The 23,198-nt window shown below is 66.1% G+C and carries 20 protein-coding genes and 1 pseudogene; 15 read left to right on the forward strand and 6 right to left on the reverse strand.

The window, feature by feature from the left end:
* Positions 1–14 precede the first annotated feature (14 nt).
* Together hrpB and GSQ92_RS00885 are read left to right on the forward strand one after the other, a co-directional pair.
* Positions 15–2,462, forward strand: coding sequence for an ATP-dependent helicase HrpB (gene hrpB / locus GSQ92_RS00880; RefSeq protein WP_158801008.1), 2,448 nt, complete (start codon positions 15–17; stop codon positions 2,460–2,462).
* A 203-nt stretch (positions 2,463–2,665) separates the two neighbouring features.
* Entirely contained in the window at positions 2,666–3,694 is a 1,029-nt protein-coding gene (locus GSQ92_RS00885; RefSeq protein ID WP_158801009.1) for a TrkA family potassium uptake protein, read from the forward strand.
* Positions 3,695–3,750: 56 nt separating this feature from the next.
* Here the strand turns inward: GSQ92_RS00885 and GSQ92_RS00890 are convergent, their stop codons facing one another.
* Complete coding sequence (locus GSQ92_RS00890; protein ID WP_158801010.1) at positions 3,751–4,527, reverse strand: gamma-glutamyl-gamma-aminobutyrate hydrolase family protein; 777 nt, start codon at positions 4,525–4,527, stop codon at positions 3,751–3,753.
* 179 nt (positions 4,528–4,706) lie between these two features.
* Between GSQ92_RS00890 and rfbB the strand changes: the two genes are divergently transcribed.
* The 13 genes and pseudogenes from rfbB to GSQ92_RS00950 all read left to right on the forward strand — a co-directional run bounded on the left by rfbB (position 4,707) and on the right by GSQ92_RS00950 (position 19,183).
* The gene (gene rfbB / locus GSQ92_RS00895; protein WP_159012829.1) at positions 4,707–5,762 is read left to right on the forward strand and encodes a dTDP-glucose 4,6-dehydratase; all 1,056 of its coding nucleotides are present in this window, start codon (positions 4,707–4,709) and stop codon (positions 5,760–5,762) included.
* A gap of 57 nt (positions 5,763–5,819) precedes the next feature.
* On the forward strand, positions 5,820–6,692 hold the full coding sequence (gene rfbA / locus GSQ92_RS00900; RefSeq protein WP_158801012.1) for a glucose-1-phosphate thymidylyltransferase RfbA: 873 nt from the start codon (positions 5,820–5,822) through the stop codon (positions 6,690–6,692).
* Positions 6,693–6,703: 11 nt separating this feature from the next.
* Complete coding sequence (gene rfbC, locus GSQ92_RS00905; RefSeq protein ID WP_158801013.1) at positions 6,704–7,264, forward strand: dTDP-4-dehydrorhamnose 3,5-epimerase; 561 nt, start codon at positions 6,704–6,706, stop codon at positions 7,262–7,264.
* 146 nt (positions 7,265–7,410) lie between these two features.
* A complete protein-coding gene (gene rfbD / locus GSQ92_RS00910; protein WP_158801014.1) occupies positions 7,411–8,319 on the forward strand; it encodes a dTDP-4-dehydrorhamnose reductase in 909 nt (302 codons plus the stop codon).
* Positions 8,319–9,230: a glycosyltransferase family 2 protein gene (locus GSQ92_RS00915; RefSeq protein WP_158801015.1), complete on the forward strand. Its 912-nt coding sequence runs from the start codon at positions 8,319–8,321 to the stop codon at positions 9,228–9,230. Before rfbD ends, GSQ92_RS00915 begins: the two co-directional genes overlap by 1 nt.
* 174 nt (positions 9,231–9,404) lie before the next feature.
* Complete coding sequence (gene mdh, locus GSQ92_RS00920) at positions 9,405–10,358, forward strand: malate dehydrogenase (protein ID WP_159012830.1); 954 nt, start codon at positions 9,405–9,407, stop codon at positions 10,356–10,358.
* Positions 10,359–10,362: 4 nt separating this feature from the next.
* Complete coding sequence (gene sucC, locus GSQ92_RS00925) at positions 10,363–11,559, forward strand: ADP-forming succinate--CoA ligase subunit beta (RefSeq protein ID WP_158801017.1); 1,197 nt, start codon at positions 10,363–10,365, stop codon at positions 11,557–11,559.
* Position 11,560: 1 nt separating this feature from the next.
* Positions 11,561–12,436, forward strand: coding sequence for a succinate--CoA ligase subunit alpha (gene sucD / locus GSQ92_RS00930; protein ID WP_158801018.1), 876 nt, complete (start codon positions 11,561–11,563; stop codon positions 12,434–12,436).
* Between the two features lie 175 nt (positions 12,437–12,611).
* Positions 12,612–15,491: a 2-oxoglutarate dehydrogenase E1 component gene (locus GSQ92_RS00935; protein WP_159012831.1), complete on the forward strand. Its 2,880-nt coding sequence runs from the start codon at positions 12,612–12,614 to the stop codon at positions 15,489–15,491.
* Between the two features lie 71 nt (positions 15,492–15,562).
* Positions 15,563–15,730: pseudogene (locus tag GSQ92_RS30715) on the forward strand (biotin/lipoyl-containing protein); the annotation flags it as partial.
* A gap of 195 nt (positions 15,731–15,925) precedes the next feature.
* A complete protein-coding gene (odhB, locus tag GSQ92_RS00940; protein ID WP_254065450.1) occupies positions 15,926–17,182 on the forward strand; it encodes a 2-oxoglutarate dehydrogenase complex dihydrolipoyllysine-residue succinyltransferase in 1,257 nt (418 codons plus the stop codon).
* A 162-nt stretch (positions 17,183–17,344) separates the two neighbouring features.
* Positions 17,345–18,733 carry a dihydrolipoyl dehydrogenase gene (gene lpdA / locus GSQ92_RS00945; RefSeq protein ID WP_158801021.1) on the forward strand — a complete coding sequence of 463 codons (1,389 nt, stop codon included), beginning with the start codon at positions 17,345–17,347 and terminating at the stop codon, positions 18,731–18,733.
* 111 nt (positions 18,734–18,844) lie between these two features.
* Complete coding sequence (locus GSQ92_RS00950) at positions 18,845–19,183, forward strand: DUF2934 domain-containing protein (protein ID WP_158801022.1); 339 nt, start codon at positions 18,845–18,847, stop codon at positions 19,181–19,183.
* 61 nt (positions 19,184–19,244) lie between these two features.
* Here GSQ92_RS00950 and GSQ92_RS00955 read toward each other — a convergent pair whose 3' ends face one another.
* From GSQ92_RS00955 to argC, 5 genes are all read right to left on the reverse strand, one after another.
* Positions 19,245–20,306 carry a hypothetical protein gene (locus GSQ92_RS00955; RefSeq protein ID WP_158801023.1) on the reverse strand — a complete coding sequence of 354 codons (1,062 nt, stop codon included), beginning with the start codon at positions 20,304–20,306 and terminating at the stop codon, positions 19,245–19,247.
* A gap of 119 nt (positions 20,307–20,425) precedes the next feature.
* The gene (locus GSQ92_RS00960; protein ID WP_158801024.1) at positions 20,426–20,941 is read right to left on the reverse strand and encodes an adenine phosphoribosyltransferase; all 516 of its coding nucleotides are present in this window, start codon (positions 20,939–20,941) and stop codon (positions 20,426–20,428) included.
* Positions 20,942–21,020: 79 nt separating this feature from the next.
* Complete coding sequence (locus GSQ92_RS00965) at positions 21,021–21,575, reverse strand: hypothetical protein (protein WP_158801025.1); 555 nt, start codon at positions 21,573–21,575, stop codon at positions 21,021–21,023.
* A gap of 129 nt (positions 21,576–21,704) precedes the next feature.
* Positions 21,705–22,247, reverse strand: coding sequence for a gamma carbonic anhydrase family protein (locus GSQ92_RS00970; RefSeq protein WP_158801026.1), 543 nt, complete (start codon positions 22,245–22,247; stop codon positions 21,705–21,707).
* Positions 22,248–22,257: 10 nt separating this feature from the next.
* On the reverse strand, positions 22,258–23,187 hold the full coding sequence (gene argC / locus GSQ92_RS00975; protein ID WP_158801027.1) for an N-acetyl-gamma-glutamyl-phosphate reductase: 930 nt from the start codon (positions 23,185–23,187) through the stop codon (positions 22,258–22,260).
* Between the last annotated feature and the right edge of the window lie 11 nt (positions 23,188–23,198).

Genomic DNA, 23,198 nt, shown 5'->3' on the forward strand with positions numbered 1-23,198 from the left:
CTACCAGCAACGCCATGACCCTTACATCTCTCCCGCTCGCGGCGCGCGACCTGCCGGTCGTCGAAGCCCTGCCGCGCCTGCTCGCCTTGCTGGAGGGGACACCCAATGCCGTGCTGGTCGCGCCACCCGGCGCCGGCAAGACCACGACCGTGCCGCTCGCCCTTCTCGGCAGCCCGATCGGCGCCGCGGGCCGCGTCGTCATGCTGGAACCGCGCCGCCTCGCCGCCCGGGCCGCGGCCACGCGAATGGCGAGCCTCACCGGCGAGCCAGTCGGCCAGACCGTCGGCTTCCGCACCCGGATCGACAGCGCGGTCTCGGCCGCCACCCGGGTCGAAGTCGTGACCACCGGCCTCCTCGTCCGCCGCCTGCTCGCCGATCCGGGGCTCGATGGCGTCGCGGTCGTCATCCTCGACGAGATCCACGAACGCTCGCTTGAAGCCGATCTCGCCCTGGCTTTTTGCCTGGATGCCCAGCGCCTGCTCAGGCCCGACCTCCATCTCATCGCGATGTCGGCAACCCTGGACGGCGCCCGTCTCGCCAGCCTCATGAGCGCCGAAGTCATCGAAAGCGCCGGGCAGGCTCATCCGGTCGAAATCCGCCACCAGCCACGCGACCTGCCGCATCTCCGGGACCTGCCCGAGGCCATGGCGCGAGCGATCCGCGCGGCCCTGGCCGAGGCACCCGGCGACCTGCTCGCCTTCCTCCCCGGCATGGGCGAGATCCGCCGCACAGAGGCAGCCCTCACTGGCATCGACGCGGCGGTGCTGCCACTTCACGGCGACCTGCCGCCCGCGACGCAGGATCTCGCCCTCCGCCCCGGTGAGCGCCGCCGCGTAGTGCTCGCCACCTCCATCGCCGAGACCTCGCTAACCGTGCCGGGTGTGCGCATCGTCATTGACGGCGGCTATCGTCGCTCGCCGCGTCTCGATGCCGGAACCGGACTCACCCGGCTGGAGACGCTGCGCGTCAGCCGTGCCGCCGCCGATCAGCGGGCCGGCCGCGCCGGGCGGCAAGCACCGGGTCTCGCGATCCGCCTCTGGACCACCGCGACCCAGCGCGGCCTGCGCCCCTATGACAAGCCGGAGATCCTCGAAGCGGAACTCTCCGGCCTCACCCTGAACTGCGCCGCCTGGGGCACGCCGCCCGAGGCCCTGCCCTTGCCGGACCCGGCGCCAGCGGGCGCGCTCGCCGCCGCCCGCGTTCTTCTCACGGAACTCGATGCGCTGGACGACACCGGTGCCATAACCGCGAGCGGTCGGCGGATGAGCGCTCTCGGTGCCCACCCCCGCCTCGCCGCGATGATGCTGGCGGCCGAAACGCCTCAGGCCCGCGCCCTCGCCGCCGATCTCGCGGCGCTGCTGGAGGAGCGCGACCCGATCCGCGGCATCGAGGCCCCGGCCGATGTCACTTTGCGGCTGGAGGCTTTGGCCGGCGCCGGTGGCGCGGAGGCCGATCGCGGCACGCTCCACCGCATTCGCCAGGCCGCGCGACAATACCGCGGGCGTCTCGGCCTCCGCGCGGACGCCGTCGCCGCCGGGGATCCGGCGCCGCTGCTCGCCGCCGCCTTTCCGGATCGCCTGGCGCAGCGGCGCGGCGAACCCGGTTCCTTCCGGCTGTCAGGCGGCGGAGGCGCCCGGCTACCGGTGAATGACCCGCTGTCGCGCGCCTCTCTGCTTGCCGTGGCGAGCCTGGAGATGAAGGCTTCCGCACGCATCCGGATGGCCGCGCCGCTCGATCCTTCTGCCCTGCCGCCAGCGCTCGCGCGGCGGGTGACGGAAACCGTCGAGACAACACTTGATCCCGTAACCGGCAGCATCCTTGCCCGACGCCGGCGGCGTCTCGGGGCCCTGGTGCTGGAGGATCGCAGCGGTCCGCCCGACGCGGCCGAGGCTGCCGCTGCTCTGCTGGAAGCCGTGCGCCGCGATCCCGCGCGGCTGCCCTGGACCGATGCGGCCCGGCAAATTCAGGCGAGGCTTGGGCTGATGCACGGCCTGGAACCCGAGTTGTGGCCCGCAAGCGACGACACGGCGCTGGCGGCGACGCTGGCGGATTGGCTGGGTCCTCATCTGCATGGGCTGACGCGGCTCGGTGACCTCGCCTCGCTCGACTTCGCCGCCTTGCTGCTCGGCCGCCTCGATTGGAGCCTGCGCGCGCGGCTCGACCGCGAATTGCCGTCGCATCTGGCGCTCGGCCCTGGCCGCGCGGCAATTGACTATGCCGAGCCTGTGCCCCTCGCCTCGGCGCGGGCTCAGCATTTCTACGGTTTGGCGGAGACGCCGTTGCTCGCGCAGGGCCGGATACCGCTTCGCCTCGCACTGCTCTCCCCGGCGGGCCGGCCGATTGCCATCACCGCCGACATCGCCGGCTTCTGGCGTGGCGCCTGGGCCGACGCCCGCCGCGACATGCGCGGCCGCTACCCCCGGCACAACTGGCCGGAGAATCCATTGGACCCCGAGCCATGAGGGCTGCTGTTAGCAGCACTACAGCCTCCGACATCACCACACGCCTTGAAATGCCTTGAGGATTTCGTTGGACCCGATCACGCGCTAACGCCACAGTCGCTGCGGTGCAGCAATTCGTGGGGCGCATGGCCGGCAAGCAAGTCGAGACAAACCGGCGGTCGGCGCCTCTACGGTCGTGGACGAAGCGCCTCCTAAGCTCATCCGTGCGCAATCTGGTTCTGGGCGCGCTTTTCGTTCTAACGGTCAGCGGCATCGCCATGGCTGGCTACATAGTGGCTGGATGGAGCGTGTGGGACGCCGTCTACATGGTGGTCATCACGGTCTTCACCGTGGGCTATGACGAGATCCGGCCGGTCAACACCCCGTTCCTCCGCGCCGATACGATCTTCCTCATCGTGCTCGGCTGTACCGGCATGATTTTCCAGACCGGCGCGCTGATCCAGTTCATCACGATTACCCAGTTCCAGCAGCTTTTCGGGACCCGCCGCATGAAGAACGACATCGACGCTCTGACCAACCACATTATCATCTGTGGTTATGGGCGGATCGGCCTGATGCTGGCGCAAGAACTCGCGACCAACGGCGCCCGCTTCGTGATCCTGGAACGCAGCGACCGGCGATTCGCGGAGGCGCGCGATGCCGGATTCCTCTGCATCCAGTCTGACGCCAGCGAGGAGACGGCTTTGTTGACGGCTGGGATCGACCGTGCCCGCTGCCTCGCCACCGTTCTGCCGGACGATGCGGTCAACGTCTTCATCGCGCTGACGGCCCGCAGCCTGAGCCCGACCATCGAGATCATCGCGCGGGGCGAGGCGGCAACCACTGAGAGCAAGCTGCGCCTGGCCGGCGCTACCCGGGTGGTCATGCCGACCCAGATTGGGGCCGAACGCATCGCCCAGATGATCCTGGCCGGCGAGCCCGGCGCGGTGCAGGCACCGATCCGCGGCATGGGCGCGCGGCGGGAGTCGGAGGAAGTGTTGGCCGATCTCGGCCTCAGCCTGCACCGGCTGGTCGTGGTGCCCGAGAGTCCTTATCGCGGCCTGACCTTGGCTGAGGCGGAGCAGCGCGCCGGGATCTCGATGATTGTGGTTGCCCTCAAATCGCAGGACGGCGACACGGTCGATCAACCTCCGCTCGACACCCGTCTACACGTTGGCGACGTGGCCCTGTTCATCGGACGCGAGGGGCAGCGGCTCGCTCCGATACGCATGCGGACGAATGCGCGGGGTTAGCCGTATCTGCGTGGGCTGACGCGCTTCCCTCCCTCACTTCGGGAGGGGGCAAACCGCTAATCCGCCGCCTGGGCGAAGGTTTGGTTGCCTGCCCGATAGGCTCGCACCGCTTCGCCGAATGATTCGAAGATGCGCCGAGAAACCGGATCCCGGTCGAAATCGTATTCGGGATGCCATTGAATGCCGGTCGCGAAGCCTGGCGCATCGCGCAGCCGCACCGCTTCGATCGTCCCGTCCGGCGCCTCGCCTTCAACCACGAGGCCGGGAGCGAGACGGTCGACCCCCTGGTTATGCAAGGAATTCACCGCGATTTCCGAGGCCTGCGCGACCCGGTGCAGCCAGCTCCCCGGGACGACCTTGATCGGATGCGCCTTGCCGTGACGGATACGCGGTGATGCCTGCATCGGCGTCGAGTGATCGATACGGCCCGGCAGATCCTGCAAACGCTGATGGAGACTGCCGCCAAGCGCCACGTTCATTTCCTGAAAACCACGGCAAATCCCGAGCAGCGGCATGCCGCTTGCGATCGCCTGCCGGATCAGCGGCATCGTCACGGCATCGCGGCGTCGATCCTCTGGCGTCTCGGGCGGATGCGGTTCGCCGCCATAGAGGCAAGGTGCGACGTTGGAGGGACTGCCGGTCAGGATGACACCATCCAGCCGCGCCAGCAGGCAGGCGATGTCGCACTCGGCACCATTCGCCGGGATCAGCACCGCCATGCCACCGACGATCTCATCGACCGCGCGGACATAGGTGTCCGAAACCGCATGGTTGAGCATTTCGAACTTGCCGAAAGGTTTCTGGCAGCAGGAAATCCCGATAAGCGTCTTCATTCCCGTCACAATGATCTATTCCGCAGCGCAACAGAAGCGATTCCTACGTATGTGAGAGCCGCTGGCCGCACGGGATTGAGGCTTTTCGTCCTTGCTCTGCTGCCGCCCACCATTCGAGTTGATCAACCGGGCCCGGACTGGCAGTTTGCCGCCGCATTATCCGAATGGATTACGACACGATGCGTCTCCTGATAACGGGCGGCTGCGGCTTCATAGGCTCGGCGGTCATCCGCCACATCATCCGCCAGACCGACCACGCGGTCATCAATGTCGATGCCATGACCTATGCCGCCTCCGAGGATGCGCTGGAGGAGGCTCTCACCAGCAACCGCCATACGCTCGTCCGCGCCGATATCGCAGACGCCGCCGCGATGCGGGAAATCTTCGACACGCATAAGCCCGACGCCGTGATGCATCTTGCGGCCGAGAGCCATGTCGATCGTTCGATCGATGGCCCGGCGGATTTCATGCGCACCAATATCATGGGCACCTTTACGCTTCTGGAAGCTGCCCGCGCCTATTATGCCGGCCTCACGGGAGAGACCCGCGACCGCTTCCGCTTCCACCATGTCTCGACCGATGAGGTTTTCGGCGCGCTGGAGGAGAACGACCCGCCCTTTAGGGAAACCACGGCCTACGACCCCCGCAGCCCCTATTCCTCCTCCAAGGCCGCCTCCGACCATCTGGTGCGAGCGTGGTTCCACACCTATGGGCTGCCGGCTTTCGTCTCCAATACGACGAACAACTACGGCATCTGGCAGTTTCCGGAGAAGCTGATCCCGCTGGTTCTGCTCAATGCGCTGGAGGGGAAGGCGCTCCCCGTCTATGGCGATGGCTCGAACCAGCGCGACTGGCTCTTCGTCGAGGATCACGCCGTCGCCCTGGTCAAGGTGCTGGAGCAGGGCGTGCCGGGCGAGACGTACTGCATCGGCGCCCGCCAGCCGCGCAGCAACCTCGAGGTCGTGCATGCGATCTGCGCCGAACTCGACCGCCGGCTGCCCGATCCGGAAGGCCCCCGCTCGCGCCTCATCCGTTTCGTGACCGACCGGCCCGGCCATGATTTTCGCTACGAGATCGACCCCACGGTCACCGAGGCGGCGATCTCCTGGAAGGCCGAGCATGATTTCGAGCGCGGCCTTGCCCGCACGATCGATTGGTATCTCTCCCATCGCGACTGGTGGGAAGGCATTCGGGGCGGCCGCTACGGCGGCCAGCGTCTCGGCACCGCCGCCTAACCTCGCCCGCTACGCCGGCGCCTGACCCCCCACTCGCATTTTGAAAGTACGAGATTCATGAAAGGCATTCTGCTCGCGGGCGGCTCGGGGACGCGGCTGCATCCGATTACGCTCGCGGCATCGAAACAGCTCCTGCCGGTCTACGACAAGCCGATGGTCTATTATCCGCTGTCGAGTCTGCTGCTGGCCGGCATCCGAGACATTCTGATCATCTCTACCCCGGCCGATCTGCCGCAGTTCAAGCGCCTGCTGGGCGATGGTTCACGCCTCGGGGTGAAATTCACCTTCGCCGAACAGCCCTCGCCGGACGGCATCGCCCAGGCTTTCCTCATCGGCCGGGATTGGCTTGGCGGCGAGGCCTGCGCTCTGGCACTCGGCGACAACCTCATCCACGGCGAGCATCTCTCGGTCCTGCTCCGCGCCGCGGCCTCCCGGCCCGAGGGCGCCACGGTCTTCGCCTGCCAGGTGCGCGACCCCGAGCGCTACGGCGTGGTGAGCTTCGATGAAGACGGCCGCGCGGTGGAGATCGTCGAGAAGCCGGCGATGCCGCAATCCAACTGGGCGGTCACCGGGCTCTATTTCTACGACAAGCGGGTCACCGACATCGCCGCCTCGATCAAGCCTTCGCCGCGCGGCGAGCTCGAAATCACCGATCTCAACCAGATCTACCTGCAGGAGGGCACGCTGCATGTCGAAAGGCTCGGCCGCGGCGCCGCCTGGCTCGATGCCGGCACGCCCGACAGCCTGATGCAGGCCGCGACCTTCGTGCAGACCATCCAGTCCCGCCAGGGCATGCTGGTGGGTTCGCCCGAGGAGGTCGCCTTCCGCAAGGGCTTCATCGATGCCGACCAGCTGCGGGTCCATGCCAAGCAGCTCGGCAAAACGGAACTTGGCCGCCTGCTGGCCGAACTCGCCGACGGCCACGCCTGAGGAGCATGAGTATGAAGGTCGAAGCCCTCGCCATCCCCGAGGTTTTGCTCATCACGCCGGACAAATTCGGCGATAGCCGCGGCTTCTTCTCGGAGACGTTCAACGCGAAGAAGCTCTCCGTCGAGGCCGATATCGACGGGCCTTTCGTGCAGGACAATCACAGCCTGTCGCGGCAGAAGGGCGTCATCCGAGGCCTGCACTGCCAGATCGATCCGCATGTCCAGGGCAAGCTCGTCCGCGTGGTGCGCGGCGCCATCTGGGACGTCGCGGTCGATGCCCGGTTGGGTTCGCCGACCTTCGGCCAGTATGTCGCGGCGGAGCTATCGGCCGAAAATTGGCAGCAGCTCTGGATACCTGGCGGCTTCCTGCACGGCTTCTGCACACTCGTTCCGGATACCGAGGTCTTCTACAAAGTGACCGGCGACTACAGCAAAGTCTGCGAGGCAGGCGTAATCTGGGATGACCCGGACCTGGCCCTGCCCTGGCCTGTCGCGCCGGGCGAGGCGGTGCTGTCGGACAAGGACAAGGTGCTGCCGAAATTCCGGGACGTGGGTCAGCTGTTCACCTACTAGGCGGCACTTTGTCGTCCCCTCCCTGCAAGGGAGGGGTTAGGGGTGGGTTCTGCTCGCCGCCGCACCCGCCGACGTCTCGGCTGCATGACCCACCCCCGGCCCCTCCCTTCCAGGGAGGGGAGATGAGAGACCAGGAGCCCTGACCCATGACCTTCGGCCCCATCCTCGTCACCGGCACGGCCGGCCAACTCGCGCAAGCCCTCGCCCGCCTAGCCCCCGCCCGCGACATGGCCGTGATCTGCCTCGGCCGCCCCGAACTCGACTTTGACCATCCCGAAAGCCTGGAAGCAGCATTCGCCAGCCGCCCCTGGGCCGCCATCGTCAACGCCGCCGCCTATACCGCGGTCGATGCCGCCGAACAGGACGAGGCGGCCGCACAACGGGCGAACCGGGACGGCCCGGCAACCCTCGCCCGCCTCGCCGCCGGAGCCGGCATTCCCTTCATCCATGTCTCGACCGACTATGTCTTCGATGGCGACAAAGGCGCGTCTTATCTCGAAACCGATCCGACCAACCCGACCGGCGCCTACGGCCGCACCAAGCGCGATGGCGAGGAAGCGGTCCTTGCCGCTGGAGGCCGGTCGGTGATCCTGCGCACCGCCTGGGTCTATTCCGATACCGGCAAGAACTTCGTCCGCACCATGCTCGGCGCCGGCGCCAAGCTGCCAAAGCTGCGCGTGGTCGGTGACCAGAAGGGCAGCCCGACCGCCGCGGCCGATCTCGCCACCGCCATCCTCGACATCCTCGCCCTCATCGCGAAAACCGACTGGAAGCCCGAATACGGCGGCATCTTCCACGCCACCGGTTCGGGCGAGACCACCTGGCACGGCCTCGCCGTCGCGACGTTCGCGGCCGCCGGGCCGTTTGGCGGCCCATCCCCGGAAGTCGAGGCCATCCGCACCGCCGATTGGCCGACACCCGCGAGGCGCCCAGCCGATTCGCGGCTCGACAACACCAAGCTCGCCCGCACCTTCGGCGTCACCCTCCCGCCCTGGCGCGAAAGCCTTGAACGCACCGTCGCCAGCCTGCTGAAAGGCCCAGACGGCCGAAACTGATGCCTGTCTGCGCGATTCTGCTCTCCACCTATAACGGCGCCCGCTTCCTCGACGCTCTCATCGCAAGCCTCGCCGCCCAAAGCGAAACCGATTGGCTGCTGCTATGGCGCGACGACGGCTCCACGGACGAGACAGTCGCCGTCTTGGAAGACTGGACCCAGCGGCTAGGTCCACGCTGCCGAAGACTGACGGAACCGGGCGGCAATCTCGGCGTCCTCCGCAGCTTCATGACGCTGCTGAAGGGCGCGCAGGACTTCCCTCACATCGCCTTTGCGGATCAGGACGACATCTGGCTGCCCGACAAACTCGCCTGGGGCCTCGCCGCTCTCCGCGATGTGCCTGAGGCAGTCCCCGCGCTCTACTGCGCCCGGCAGGTGCTGGTCGACGAGACGCTTAACCGTCGCGGACTGTCGGCGCCGCTGCTCGGTCCGGCGGCCTTCCCGGCCAGCCTCACCCAGAACATCGCGACCGGCAACACGGTAATCCTGAACGCCGCGGCGATCCGGCTGGTCGCCGCGACAACCGCGCCGCCCGAAACCTGGCACGACTGGTGGTGCTACCTGATGGTCACCGCCGCCGGTGGCCGCGTCCTGCTCGACGATCGCGGCGTGATCCTCTACCGGCAACACGGCGGAAACGCGGTCGGTGCCGCCGGCCCGCCGCTACAGCGCGCCATCGCCGCCCTGCGCCGAGGCCCCGGGGCCTTCATGACCGTATTCCGCGCCAATATCCGCGCCCTCCAGCGGGATGACCGCCTGCTCTCCCCCGCTGCTCGCCGCGACCTCTCGGTCGTGACCAAAGCACTTTCGGGCGGCGCCGCTGCACGCCTGCGTGCCCTAAGACTGCCTGGTTTGCGGCGAGAGACTTTGGCGCAGACAGCGCTGTTCCGTCTCTGGTTCCTAATTGGGTAACGATAGCCCGCCCATTTGACAGGCCAGACCTGCGCGTTAGAGGGCGGTTCCTAAACATCCTGCTAGCTTGTGGCAGTGCAACATCTGCGTTAGCACAACCCGCCTTTCGGGCCGCGAGGATCAATTCCGCGGCCCGCTCGCGCGTCCGCTTCCCGAACCCATGGAAGGACCCTCATGGCCCGGAATAAGATTGCCCTCATCGGGGCAGGCAATATCGGCGGCACCTTGGCTCACCTCATCGGCCTCAAGGAGCTCGGCGATGTCGTGCTCTTCGATGTCTTCGGGGGCGTCGCTGCGGGCAAGGCGCTCGACATCCGGCAGTCGGGGGCGGTCGATAACTTCGACGCCGAGATGACCGGCGGCTCAGACTACGCGGCTCTCAAAGACGCCGATGTGGTGATCGTCACGGCGGGCTTCCCTCGCCAGCCGGGCATGTCGCGCGATGATCTGGTCGCCAAGAACGCCGGCGTCATCGCCGAGGTCGCGCAAGGCATCAAGGCCAACTGCCCCGGCGCCTTTGTCATCGTCATCACTAACCCGCTCGACGCGATGGTCTGGGTGATGCAGCAGAAATCCGGCCTGCCGCCCAATATGGTCGTTGGCATGGCCGGCGTGCTGGACGGCGCCCGTTTCCGCCTCTTCCTCGCCGATGAGTTCAAGGTCTCGGTCGAGGATGTCACGGCCTTCGTGCTCGGCGGCCATGGCGATGCAATGGTGCCGCTGGTGCGCTACTCCACCGTCGCCGGCATCCCCGTTCCCGACCTCATCAAGATGGGCTGGACCACGCAGGAAAAGATCGACGCCATCGTGGCCCGCACCGCCCACGGCGGCGGCGAAATCGTCAAGCTGCTCGAACGAGGCAGCGCCTTCTACGCCCCCGCCGCCTCGGCCGTCGCCATGGCTGAGAGCTATCTGAGGGACAAGAAGCGCGTGCTGCCCTGCGCCGCCAACCTCAACGGCGAATACGGGATCAAGGATCTCTATGTCGGCGTGCCGGTGGTGATCGGTGCCGGCGGTGTCGAGCGGATCGTCGAGATCGCTCTGAACGAGACGGAAAAGGCGGCCTTCGACAAGTCCTGCGAAGGTGTGCGCGGTTTGATCGAAGCCTCGAAGAAGTTGGTGGGCTGAACTTATGAACATCCATGAATACCAGGCCAAAGTCCTGCTGAAGGCGCGCGGCGTCGCGGTGCTGGACGGCTACGTCGCCTGGACGGCCGAGGAAGCCGTGACCGCTGCGCAGCGCTTGCCCGGCCCCGTCTTCGTCGTGAAGTCGCAAATCCATGCCGGCGGTCGCGGCGCCGGCCGCTTCGCCGATGCGCCTGAGGGTAAGGGCGGCGTCCGCCTCGCCAAGTCGCACGAGGAAGTGCGCGAGGCCGCCGAGGCCATGATCGGCCATACGCTGGTCACCAAACAGACCGGCGCCGCCGGACGCACCGTGCATCGCGTCTATGTCGAGGCTGGCTGCGACATCGCCCGCGAGCTTTACCTCTCGCTTCTCGTGGACCGCGCGACTTCCCGCATCCTGATCATGGCCTCCACCGAAGGCGGCATGGAGATCGAGGAAGTCGCCGAGCACGCGCCCGAGAAGATCCTTCGCGTCGCGATTGATCCGGCGACCGGCATCTCCGCCTTTCATGCACGCGGCCTGGCCTTCGGCCTCGGCCTCAGCGGCAAGCAGGTGAATGCCTTCACCAAGTTCACGCTCGCCATGTACAACGCCTTCGTCGAACTCGACTGCGCCATTGTCGAGATCAACCCGCTGGTGGTGACCAAGACCGGCGATGTCGTCGCCCTCGATGCCAAGGTGACCTTCGACGACAACGCCCTGTTTCGCCACCCCGAGCTTGAAGAGCTGCGGGACGAGCAGGAAGAAGACCCCAAGGAGCTTGAGGCGAATAAGCACAGCCTCAGCTACGTTGCCCTGGACGGCACCATCGGCTGCATGGTCAACGGCGCCGGCCTCGCGATGGCGACCATGGACATCATCAAGCTCTATGGCGGCTCGCCGGCCAACTTCCTCGATGTCGGCGGCGGCGCCACCAAGGAGCGGGTGACAGCGGCCTTCAAGATCATCCTCTCGGATCCGAATGTTGAAGGGATCCTGGTGAACATCTTCGGCGGCATCATGCGCTGCGACGTGATCGCCGAGGGCGTCATCGCCGCCGCCCGTGAAGTCTCGCTTACCGTGCCGCTGGTCGTCCGGCTGGAGGGCACCAATGTCGCCCTCGGCAAGGAGATCATGGCGAAGTCCGGCCTGCCCATCATCTCGGCCGACAACCTCGCGGATGCCGCCCAAAAGGTCGTCCGCGCAGTGAAGGAAGCCGCATAACATGGCCATCCTCGTCGACAGCGAAACCCGCGTCATCACCCAGGGCTTCACCGGCGCCCAGGGCACCTTCCACTCCGAGCAGGCCATCGCCTACGGCACCAAGGTCGTCGGGGGCGTGACTCCTGGCAAAGGTGGCTCGATCCACATCGACCTCCCCGTCTTCGACACCGTGGCCGAGGCGCGGGAGAAGACCGGCGCCACCGCCAGCGCCATCTATGTGCCGCCGCCCTTCGCCGCCGACTCGATTCTGGAGGCGATCGCCGCCGAGATGCAGCTCATCGTCTGCATCACCGAGGGCATCCCGGTGCTCGACATGGTGAGAGTGCACCGCGCCCTGAGCGGCTCGAAGTCGATTCTGGTCGGTCCGAACTGCCCCGGCGTCATCACCCCCGACGCCTGCAAAATCGGCATCATGCCGGGCCATATCCACCGCCGTGGCAAGATCGGCATCGTCAGCCGTTCCGGCACCCTCACCTATGAAGCGGTGGCGCAGACCACGGCGGCCGGCCTCGGCCAGAGCACCTGCGTTGGCATTGGCGGTGATCCGGTGAAGGGCCTCGACTTCAAGGACGTTCTCGCGCTGTTCCTGGAAGATGACGAGACCCAAGCGATTGTGATGATCGGTGAAATTGGCGGCGAGAGCGAAATCGTCGCGGCCGAGTTCATCCGCGCCAGTGGCACCCGTAAGCCCGTCGTCGGCTTCATCGCCGGCGCCACCGCTCCTCCCGGCCGCCGCATGGGCCATGCGGGTGCCGTCATCAGCGGCGGGCGCGACACGGCGGCCGCCAAGACGGATGCGATGCGCGCCGCCGGCATCCATATCGCCGACAGCCCTGCCTCGCTCGGCAGCACCATGGTCAAAGCTTTGCAAGCGTAAGTTGCAGAGCCTTGAACCGAGGCGCATGCACATGGGACAACCCAGCGACCTTCAACTGACCGGTTCGGTCGAGGCCCGGAGCGCTTATGTCCGGGTCCCACCGCGCCCTCTAAGGACGTAACAGGAAGCGCGGGTGCCCGCTTGGTCTGGCGGGCATCATTCAGCGGAGCCCCCCATGCCCGGCGTCGACATGCTTGCCACCGCCTTCAACGGCGCGAATGCCGCCTTCATCTCCGATCTCTACGCACGCTGGGTGCAGTCCCCCAGCTCCGTCGATCAGAGCTTCGCGGATCTCTTCGCGGCCTTGAACGACGAGTCGAGGTCGGTGCTGACAGACGCCTCGGGCGCCTCCTGGGCTCCGCGGCGCTGGGAGATTGAGGCGGATGGCGTTCCGGACCGTCCCGCACCCACCGCCACGCGTCCCGGCGCCCCCGCTGCTTTGGCCGATGTCGTGGGCCGCGCGCATGCCGAGACGATTGACTCGATCCGGGCGCTCATGCTCATCCGCGCCTATCGCGTGCGCGGCCATCTTGAAGCCAAGCTCGATCCGCTAGGCCAGCAAGTCCCGCGCCACCATCCCGAGCTCGACCCCTCGACCTATGGTTTTGAGGCCGAAGATTACGATCGCTCGATCTTCATCGACAACGTGCTCGGCCGCGAAAGCGCGACGATCCGCGAGATCCTCGAAGTCCTGCGCGAGACCTACTGCGGCTCGCTCGGCATCGAGTTCATGCACATCCAGGATTCGCGCCAGAAAGATTGGCTCCAGCGCCGGATCGAAGGCTCGCCTTGGCGGCTGGAGATCGACAACGATACCCGCAAGCAATTGCTGCAGGAGCTGACAGAAGCTGAGGCTTTTGAGACTTTCTGCCAGAAGCGTTTTGTCGGTACGAAGCGCTTCGGCCTCGAGGGTGGCGAATCAACCATCCCCGCTCTGCAGACCATGATTCGCACCGCGGCCCATTCCGGGGTCAACGAGGTAGTCATCGGCATGGCCCATCGCGGGCGGCTGAGCATCCTCGTCAACGTCGTCAAGAAACCGCTCACCGCGCTGTTCAGCGAGTTCGGCGGCGCCAGTTCCAAGCCTGATGACGTCCAGGGCTCGGGCGACGTGAAATATCACCTCGGCACGTCAGCCGACATCGAGATCGAGGGCCGCCGCGTCCATCTCTCGCTGCAGCCTAACCCCTCGCATCTTGAAGTCGTGGACCCCGTGGTCGTCGGCAAGGTGCGCGCCCGGCAGGACGAGGCGGGCGACACGCGCGAGCGCCACTCGGTGATGGGCATTCTGCTGCACGGCGACGCTGCTTTTGCTGGCCAGGGCATCGTCTATGAGACGCTGGCGATGAGCCAGCTCATCGGCTACCGCACCGGCGGCACGCTGCATCTCATCACCAACAACCAGATCGGCTTCACCACCGTTCCGCTGCACGCCTATTCGGGCCTCTATTGCACCGACGTCGCCAAAGCGATCCAATCGCCCATCCTCCACGTGAACGGCGACGACCCGGAGGCGGTCATCTTCGCGGCTAAGCTCGCTACCGAATACCGCCAGGAATTCTCCGCCGACGTGGTGCTCGACATCGTCTGCTATCGCCGTCACGGCCATAACGAAGCGGACGAGCCGGCCTTCACCCAGCCGATCATGTATCGCGCCATCGCCGCGCGTCCGACCACGCGCACGATCTATGCCGAAAACCTCGTCAAGGATGGGGTGATCGACGAGGCCGAAGCGCAAGCCGGCTGGGATAAGGTCATGGCCAACCTTGAGGGCTGCTACCAGGCCTCGCAATCCTACCGCCCAAACAAGGCCGACTGGCTCGAAGGCAAATGGGCCGGTCTTAACCGTGGCGAGGATGACGAGACCCAGTCCGAAGATCCCACGGGTGCGCCAATCGAATCACTGCGCGCCATCGGAGCCTCGCTGTCCTCGGTCCCGCCAGGCTTTGACCTCAATCCGAAGATCGCCCGCCAGCTCGAAGCCAAGCGCGCGATGATCGATAGCGGCGAAGGCATCGATTGGGCGACCGGCGAGGCGCTCGCTTTCGGCGCTCTGCTGCTGGACGGCAATCGCGTGCGGCTGTCCGGCGAGGATTGCCAGCGCGGCACCTTCAGCCAGCGCCATGCCGTTCTGATCGACCAGACGAACCAGAACGAATACGTGCCGATGAATAATGTTCGGCCGCAGCAAGCGAAGATCGAGATCTACAACTCGCTGCTTTCGGAAGTCGGCGTTCTCGGCTTTGAATATGGCTACAGCGTCGCCGATCCGCGCACGCTGGTCTTGTGGGAAGCGCAGTTCGGCGACTTCGCGAACGGCGCGCAGCCGGTGGTAGACCAGTTCATCGCGAGCGGCGAAACCAAGTGGCTGCGCATGTCCGGCCTGACCCTGTTGCTGCCGCACGGCATGGAAGGCCAGGGACCGGAACATTCCTCCGCCCGGCTGGAACGCTGGCTGCAACTTTGCGCTGAGCAGAACATGCAAGTCTGCAACCTGACGACGCCCGCGAACTACTTCCACGCGCTGCGCCGCCAGCTCAAGCGCAACTACCGCAAGCCGCTCATCATCATGACGCCGAAGTCGCTGCTGCGACATAAGCTCGCGGTGTCGAAGCTGTCCGAAATGGACGCCGACAGCCACTTCCGGAAGGTCATCCCGGAAGTCGATACACTGGTCGCGCCCGAGGACGTGCGGCGCGTCGTGCTCTGCTCGGGCAAGGTCTATTACGACCTTCTGGCGGCCCGTCGCGACCGTGACATCAAAGACATCGCGATCGTGCGGCTCGAGCAGATCTACCCTTTCCCGGCTATGGCGCTGCGCACCGTGCTTACCCCCTACCGCAACGCGGAAATCGTGTGGTGCCAGGAGGAGGCCGGGAACTACGGCGCCTGGACCTTTGTCGATCGGCGGCTTGAGCGCGTGCTGGTGGCGATCGACGCGGCGACAAAACGCCCCATCTACGTCGGGCGGGATGATGCGGCGAGCCCGGCCACCGGCTCGGCCAAGATCCATGCGGCGGAACAGGCGAAGCTCGTCGATGCCGCGCTCAAATAGTCTGCTACCCTGAAGCGCTCCAGCCCACGCCTAGCCCCATCGCCGTAGTCTGCGGCCAGCAAGGAATGACGATGCCGACCGAGATCAAGGTTCCCACTCTTGGGGAAAGCGTGACCTCCGCCACCATCGCGCGCTGGCTGAAGAAGGAGGGCGATACCGTCGCCGCCGACGAGGCGCTGGTCGAGCTGGAAACCGACAAGGTCTCGGTCGAGGTCAATGCGCCAGCCGCTGGCGTGCTTTCCGCGATCATCGCCAAGGATGGCGCCGAGGTGGAAGTCGGCGGCCTGCTCGGTGAAATTTCCGAAAGCGGTGCGGCGACGGGCAACAAGGCTCAGCCCGCCGCGGCCGCGAAACCCGCTGCTGTCCCGGCCGCGCCACCCGCAGCACCGGCTCCTGCGCCTGCCAAGGCGGCACCGGCGCCCGCTACGAGTGGCATCGAGATCAAGGTGCCGACCCTTGGCGAAAGCGTGACCACGGCGACGGTCAGCCGCTGGCTCAAGCAGGAAGGCGATACCGTCGCGGTGGACGAGCCTTTGGTCGAGCTGGAAACCGATAAGGTTTCCGTCGAAGTCGGCGCGCCTAGCGCCGGAGTATTGTCCTCGGTCCGTGTGCGCGATGGCGCGGAAGTCGAAGTCGGCGCCGTGCTCGGCGAGATCGGCGGTGCCAAGGCTCCCGCCGGCACCGCGCTCGCGACGAGTCCGCCGCCCGTCGGCAGACCGGCGGCCAAGCCCGAGGCTGGAATAAACGCGCCACCCCGCCCAACCGGCCCCGTGGCCCGACCCGGCACGCCGCCTTCAGACCGCGCCACACCGGAGCGCGCTTTTCCTTCTGCGGCGAAGCGCATGGAAGAAGCCGGCATCTCGCCCGGCGAGATCGGTGCCGGTAGCGGCAAGGATGGTCGCATCACGAAGGGCGACGTGATGGAATTCCTGAACAAGCCAGCGGCCACCCCTGCCCCGGTGGCCGCCAAGGTCGCGCGTCAGGACGAGCCGCGCGACGAGCGCGTGAAGATGACGCGCCTGCGCCGCACCATCGCGAACCGCCTCAAGGAGGCGCAAAACACCGCCGCCATGCTCACCACCTTCAACGAGGTGGATATGTCGGCGGCGATGGCGCTGCGCAGCCAATACAAGGATGCCTTTGAGAAGAAGAACGGCGGCATCCGCCTGGGCTTCATGTCCTTCTTCGTGCGCGCTTGCGTCGCTGCCTTGAAGGAATTCCCGGCGGTCAATGCCGAGATCGACGGCGAGGACATCGTTTACAAAAACTACGTCCATATGGGCATCGCGGTTGGCGGCCCTAGCGGACTCGTCGTTCCCGTCATCCGCGATGTGGACCAGATGGGTTTCGCGGAAATCGAAGGCGCCATCTCGAATTTCGGCAAACGCGCACGAGACGGCCAGCTCAAGATCGACGAGCTGACGGGCGGCACATTCAGTGTCACCAATGGGGGCGTCTATGGCTCACTGATGTCGACGCCGATCATCAATCCGCCACAGGCCGCGATCCTCGGCATGCACAAGATCCAGGACCGTCCGATCGCGGTCGCCGGCAAAGTCGAAATCCGGCCGATGATGTATCTCGCTTTGACCTACGACCATCGCATCATCGACGGCAAAGAGGCGGTGTCCTTCCTGGTACGCGTCAAGGAGAACATTGAAGATCCGCGACGTTTGTTGCTGGGGCTCTGACCCAACGGCCCGCGCAAAGTAACCCACCCCTAACCCCTCCCTTGCAGGGAGGGGAACCGCGCCTCTTCACCCCTCCCTGCAAGGGAGGGGCCGGGGGTGGGTCACTCCCGCAATTACGGGGGCCGCTCCGCTCCCAATACGACCGACCAAACGAGGACCATCATGGCTGACAGTTTCGACCTCATCGTCATCGGTTCCGGTCCGGGCGGCTATGTCTGCGCCATCCGCGCGGCTCAGCTTGGGCTCAAGGTCGCCTGTGTCGAGAAGCGGGAGACGCTGGGCGGCACCTGTCTCAATATCGGCTGCATCCCCTCGAAGGCGCTGCTTCAATCCTCCGAGCATTTCCACGACGCCAAGCATTCCCTGAAGGCGCACGGTGTCGTCATCGACAGTGTAAAGCTCGACCTCGCGCAGATGCAGGCGCGTAAGCTGGATGTGGTCAAAGCCAATACCAATGGCGTCGAGTTCCTGTTCCGCAAGAACAAGGTCACCTGGCTCAAGGGCGCCGGCCGCATCCTGGCAGCCGGTCGCGTCGATGTCGGCGGCACGGAATACGCGACCAAGGCCATCGTCATCGCCACTGGCAGCGAGAGCACCCCGCTCCCCGGCGTCGCCGTGGACGAAAAGCGCATCGTGACCTCGACCGGCGCGCTCGAGCTTGATGCGGTGCCGAACCACCTCGTCGTCATCGGCGGCGGCTTCATCGGCCTGGAACTTGGCAGCGTCTGGCGCCGCCTCGGCGCCGAGGTGACGGTCGTCGAGTTCCTAGACCGCATTGTGCCGCCAATGGATGCCGACATCGCACGCGATTTTCAGCGCATCCTCGAAAAACAGGGCATCAAGTTCCGTCTCGGTTCCAAGGTGACTAAAGCCGAGAACAGCGATAAGGGCGTCACCCTGACCCTCGAACCCGCGAAAGGCGGCGCCCCCGAGACCATCCAGGCCGACATCGTGCTGCTGAGCGTCGGCCGCCGCCCCTTCACGCACGGCCTCGGCCTCGAAGAGGCAGGCGTTTCGCTGGAACGTGGCCGCGTAGCGACCGATGCGCGCTACGCGACGAATGTCCCGGGCATTTACGCGATCGGCGACGTCCGCGCCGGCCCGATGCTGGCGCATAAGGCCGAAGACGAAGGCGTCGCTGTTGCCGAAATCCTGGCGGGTCAGGCCGGCCATGTGAACTACGGCGCGATCCCGAGCGTGGTCTACACCTGGCCCGAAGTGGCCTCGGTCGGCGCGAACGAGGACGAGTTGAAGGCCGCCGGCATCGCCTACAAGATCGGCAAATTTCCCTTTACGGCCAACGGGCGCGCGCGCGCGATGGGGGATGTCGAGGGCTACGTGAAGATCCTTGCGGACAAGACCACCGACCGCATTCTCGGCGCGCATATCCTGGGCCCCGATGCCGGAACTCTCATCGCCGAACTGGTGACTGCGGTCGAATTCGGCGCCTCGGCCGAGGATGTGGCGCGAATCTGCCACGCCCACCCCACCTTGAGCGAGGCAGTGAAGGAAGCCGCGTTCGCGACCGAGGGCCGCGCGATTCACATCTGAGTCACATGTAACCCGACGCGAGTTGACCCCAGCCGAGCCTCACGCCATCTCTCTGCCGAGAGCCGTGCACCGCGAATCAAAGGGCGGCAGGCGGCTCGGATGGAGAGAAGAATGTCGGACAATCCCCTGGAGAACGACCCCAAGCGCGACCGCCTGATCCGCGAGCGCGCCTATCACCTCTGGGAGTCCGAGGGACGCCCCGAGGGGCGCGACCTGGATTATTGGGAACGCGCGCGCGAGCTGGTCGGTATGGAGGAGAACCCTTCGTCCGGCCAACTCCCTAACCCGATCGCCGAAGGGATCGATCCTTCCGCGCCGGTCGGCGTCGAGGAAGCGTTCCTCCAAGAGAATCTTGGAGAATTTCCGAACGCACTCTCCGACCAGGGCGACAGGCAGGCGACCCCCACGCCGCGCAAGGCCAAGAAGCCTAAGGCCGGCAAGAAATCCTAGGTCTCGGCGCCATAGCAGCCCGCGCGAAAGTGCCGACGGCTGCTACCTGGCCAATGGCCGCCTAGCCCAACCGCGCGGCCGAGCGTTGCTGAACCATCCGGTTGATCAAGGGGATCGCCGGCGCCCCAGCGAGGACAGCAGCGAGATGCGTTGCAGCCGCGTTATTCGTGAGCAATCGCACATCCTGCGGGTCGCTCACCGAGGCAACCGACAGACTGTCATCGACGATACCCGCGCCGCGCCGCCACTCGGCGAGCGCGGAAGGTCGCAGCAGATCCGGTAGCGTCGCGACGAAGCACGTGCGCGCGGCTGAGGCAGCCGCGTCATAGGCCGCCAGGCGCGTGGCCGTCGGCACAATCCCGTTCGCTTTGAGAAATTCGCTCAGCGTCGGCACGGATGGCAGCAGAGGGTCGCGAACCGCCGTGCCATCCGCCCCGGTAGCTCCAAGGGTCATAAGCGGCGCGATGCCCTGGTTGCGGAGGCTTGCGAGCGCCTCTCGAACCTTCGGGCCGCTTACCAAGGCATAGTCGATCGAGCCGCCGCGCAAGGCCTGGCCGATATAGTCCAGCGTGGGCGCGGTGGGCGCCGGAACCGCCCGGATGCCAAGCAGATCAAGCGCGAGCAGCGCCGCAAGCTCCGGGCCGACCGGGTTCGTCGCCGCGAGACGCACGGGCTGCGACCCGCGCATCAGCGGGCCACGACCAACCAGCACCGCCGGCGTCACGCCCGCCACAATCGCAATCCAATGACCAGGGTCGAACTTCACCCGGCCGTCACCGCGCAGCCATGCCAGTAGCGCCGCGCCGGGCGCGAACATCAGGGTTGCCCCATCGGGTGCGATGCGCAGTCCGAAAGCATTGGCGACGGTCACGCCATCCGGCCCGCCCATGTCGTCGTGCCGGGCAGCCGTGCCGCGCGGCAGGCCTTGCAGCAGATAGGGGCCCAGCAGCTTGGCCCAGCCAGAAATATAGCCGTGCGCCGGGCCGCTGGTCAGGAAGGTGACACCGTCCGGGAAGCCCACCGGTTCGGCGATCGTGGCGGCCCGCGCGGCGGACATGCTGAGGAGCGGCAACCCAAGGCTCGACACCAGAAGGCGACGGCGGTCGATCAATTTCGGAGGCATCGGAACCCCTTCCTCCTAGCGCAGGATGAGTTCAAGCGGAATCGCCTAACAATGCGACTCGGCTGATAGACCTAGGCGTCGTTCCACCCGAGGACAAATTTGGTGAGGTTTGGCCGCCTTCAGCTGTCGTAGCTCAGAAGCGCCTGGAACGGGACGTCGAGCTGTTTGCGCCCTTCGAGGAAAGTCAGTTCGATCAGCGTCATCGCCGCCGGCACCTCGGCGCCGACCGTACGCAGCAACCGGATGCCGGCTGCCAACGTCCCGCCCGTCGCCAGAAGATCGTCAATGACCATCACTCGGGTTCCTGGTGCCACCGCATCGGCCTGGATCTCGATCCGGTCGCGCCGATACTCCAGCTCGTATTCGAGGCTGACAACCTCGCCCGGCAGCTTGCCCGGTTTGCGCAGCATCACGAAGCCGCAGCCGAGCTTCAACGCGAGGGGTGCGGCAAAGAGAAAGCCGCGGCTTTCAATGCCCGCCAGCATGTCGGGTTGGTAGCTGCGGATGATACGTGCCATGCGGCCCATCGCGACCTGCCAGGCATCCGCATCCCGAAGCAGGGTCGAGATGTCATAGAAAAGAATGCCGGGCTTAGGAAAATCGGGGATCGCCCGGATGTGATCTTTGAGGTCCATCCGGGCTGTATAGCGGAGGACCCGCGCGGAGCAAGGCGGGCATCCGTGCCCGCCTGTCCCTCAGCGCGTGAAACTCGATTTAGCCAGGCACGGTGAAACTAAAGGCGTAGGCGTCGGCATGCGTCGTCGCGTTATTGACCGTCGGATTAACCGGGATGTCGGCTAGCTTCGCCTGCACCTCGGCAGGCGGAACCGTGAAGATCGGCGTCGCCAGCAGCGTCTGCACCGCTGCTTGATCATTGGCGCGATAAGCTTGGGCGAGGTTCAGCATCGTATCGACCACAGCCTGCGACGGAGCGTCGGGGCTGATCCCCACATAGGCTCGGATGATCTTGCGGGATTCGAGCATCTGGGCGCGCCACAGCGCGGGCATACTGGTCGTCCACCTCGGCGAGGTGTTGAGCTTGCCGCCCATATAATCGAGTGCCGCGATCGCATCCGCGGCCTGCGCCGGATCCTGCATATGGCGCCCAAAATCATAGGCCGCGATATTCAGCGAGCGGACATCGATGTCGCCGTTGGTATGCAAGGCACCCGGCGGCATCGTCGCCGTATTGGGCAGTCGAGTGGCATACCCGCAGGATGCCAAAGCCATAAGCGTCGCGGCCGAAAGAAGCAGGCGGAAGCGCGTCATGGCATCACCCAACCAGAAGTTCAGTTACACTACGTGCGATGGCGACGTGCGGATGCAAGCCAACGCTCCTCGGCCGCGCGCAACTTCGCGAGGCCGGGCTCAACCGACGTGAACACGGCAGCGACGGCTTTATTCGCTCGGGCTCAACCGTGACGTCCCGACCCGGTGCCGTTCGGACAACTGCACGTAGTGCTCGGCCGTCGCGGCGAAGCCGGCAAGCTCCGCCTCGCTCATGACGCGGACGAAGCGAGCCGGCGCGCCAGCCCACAGCTCATTGCGGCCGATCCGCTTGTTCGGCGCCAGCAAGGCGCCCGCCGCAAGCAATCCGCCGGCCTCGATCACGGCGCCGTCCAGCACGGTGGCGCCCATGCCGACGAAGCCGCGATCCTCGACCGTGCAGGCATGGACGATCGCGGCATGCCCGACCGTCACGTCATCACCCAGAATGCAGGGATGCGTCACGCGGTTCACATGGAGGATGGACCCGTCCTGGATATTGGTGCGCTTGCCGATGCGGATGAAGTTGGTGTCGCCCCGCACCACGCAGTGATACCAGACGCTCGACCCCTCGCCGATCTCGACCCGCCCGAGCACAATGGCGGTCGGCGCGATCCAGGCTGTCGGATGGATATCAGGCTCCGTGCCCTCGAACCGATAGACGCCGCCGCTCATGGCCGCCGCCTCATGCAAGGCCGAGCATCAGCCGCAAGTTCTGCACCGCGGCGCCCGAGGCGCCTTTGCCGAGATTATCCAGCGTGGCGACAAGCACGACGTGGCCATGGCCATCATGCGAGACGACGGCAAGCTCCATCGCATTGGTATCGTTCAGCACCTCAGGCTCCAGCCGGGTCAGCGAACCAGAGGTCACGCGAATCTCTGCCGCGTCCTGATAATGTGTGGAGAGCACGGAGACCAGATCGCGTGTTTTTGGCTTGCTCGGCAGCGCATCGAGATGCAGCGGCACCGAGACCAGCATGCCCTGGCGGAAATGCCCGACCGACGGCACGAAGATCGGCCGGTGCTGCAAGCCCGAATGCCGCGTGATCTCCGGCACATGCTTGTGTTCGAGCGTCAGACCGTAAAGCTCGAAAGCCGGGCCGCCCTTGGCCTCATGCGCCTCGATCATGCTACGGCCGCCGCCGCTATAGCCGCTGACCGCATTGATGCTGAGAGGATAGTCGGCCGGAACCAAACCCGCCGTCACCAGCGGGCGCAGCAGGGCGATGGCGCCCGTCGCGTAGCAGCCCGGGTTGCTGACGCGCGCGGCATCAGCGATTCGCGCGCCCTGCCCAGGTTCCAATTCCGGAAAGCCATAGACCCAGCCATCGCCCACGCGATGGGCACTGCTCGCGTCGAGGATCCGGGGCGCCTCGGCACCCAGCGTATTGGCCAGGGCCACCGCCTCGCGCGCCGCCTCGTCCGGCAAGCAAAGCACAACGACGTCGGCTTCCGCCATCAGCATCAGCCGCGCCTCGGCATCCTTGCGGCGCCCCGACGCAATGCTGAGGAGGGCGATGCCAGGCATGCCCTCCAGCCGCTGACGAATGCCGAGGCCGGTGGTGCCGGCCTCGCCATCGATGAAGACCCGCGGCCGCCCTGCCGTATCCGGCATGGTGGCTGTAC

This window comes from Acidisoma sp. S159 (genome assembly GCF_009766125.1).
GTDB lineage: Bacteria > Pseudomonadota > Alphaproteobacteria > Acetobacterales > Acetobacteraceae > Acidisoma.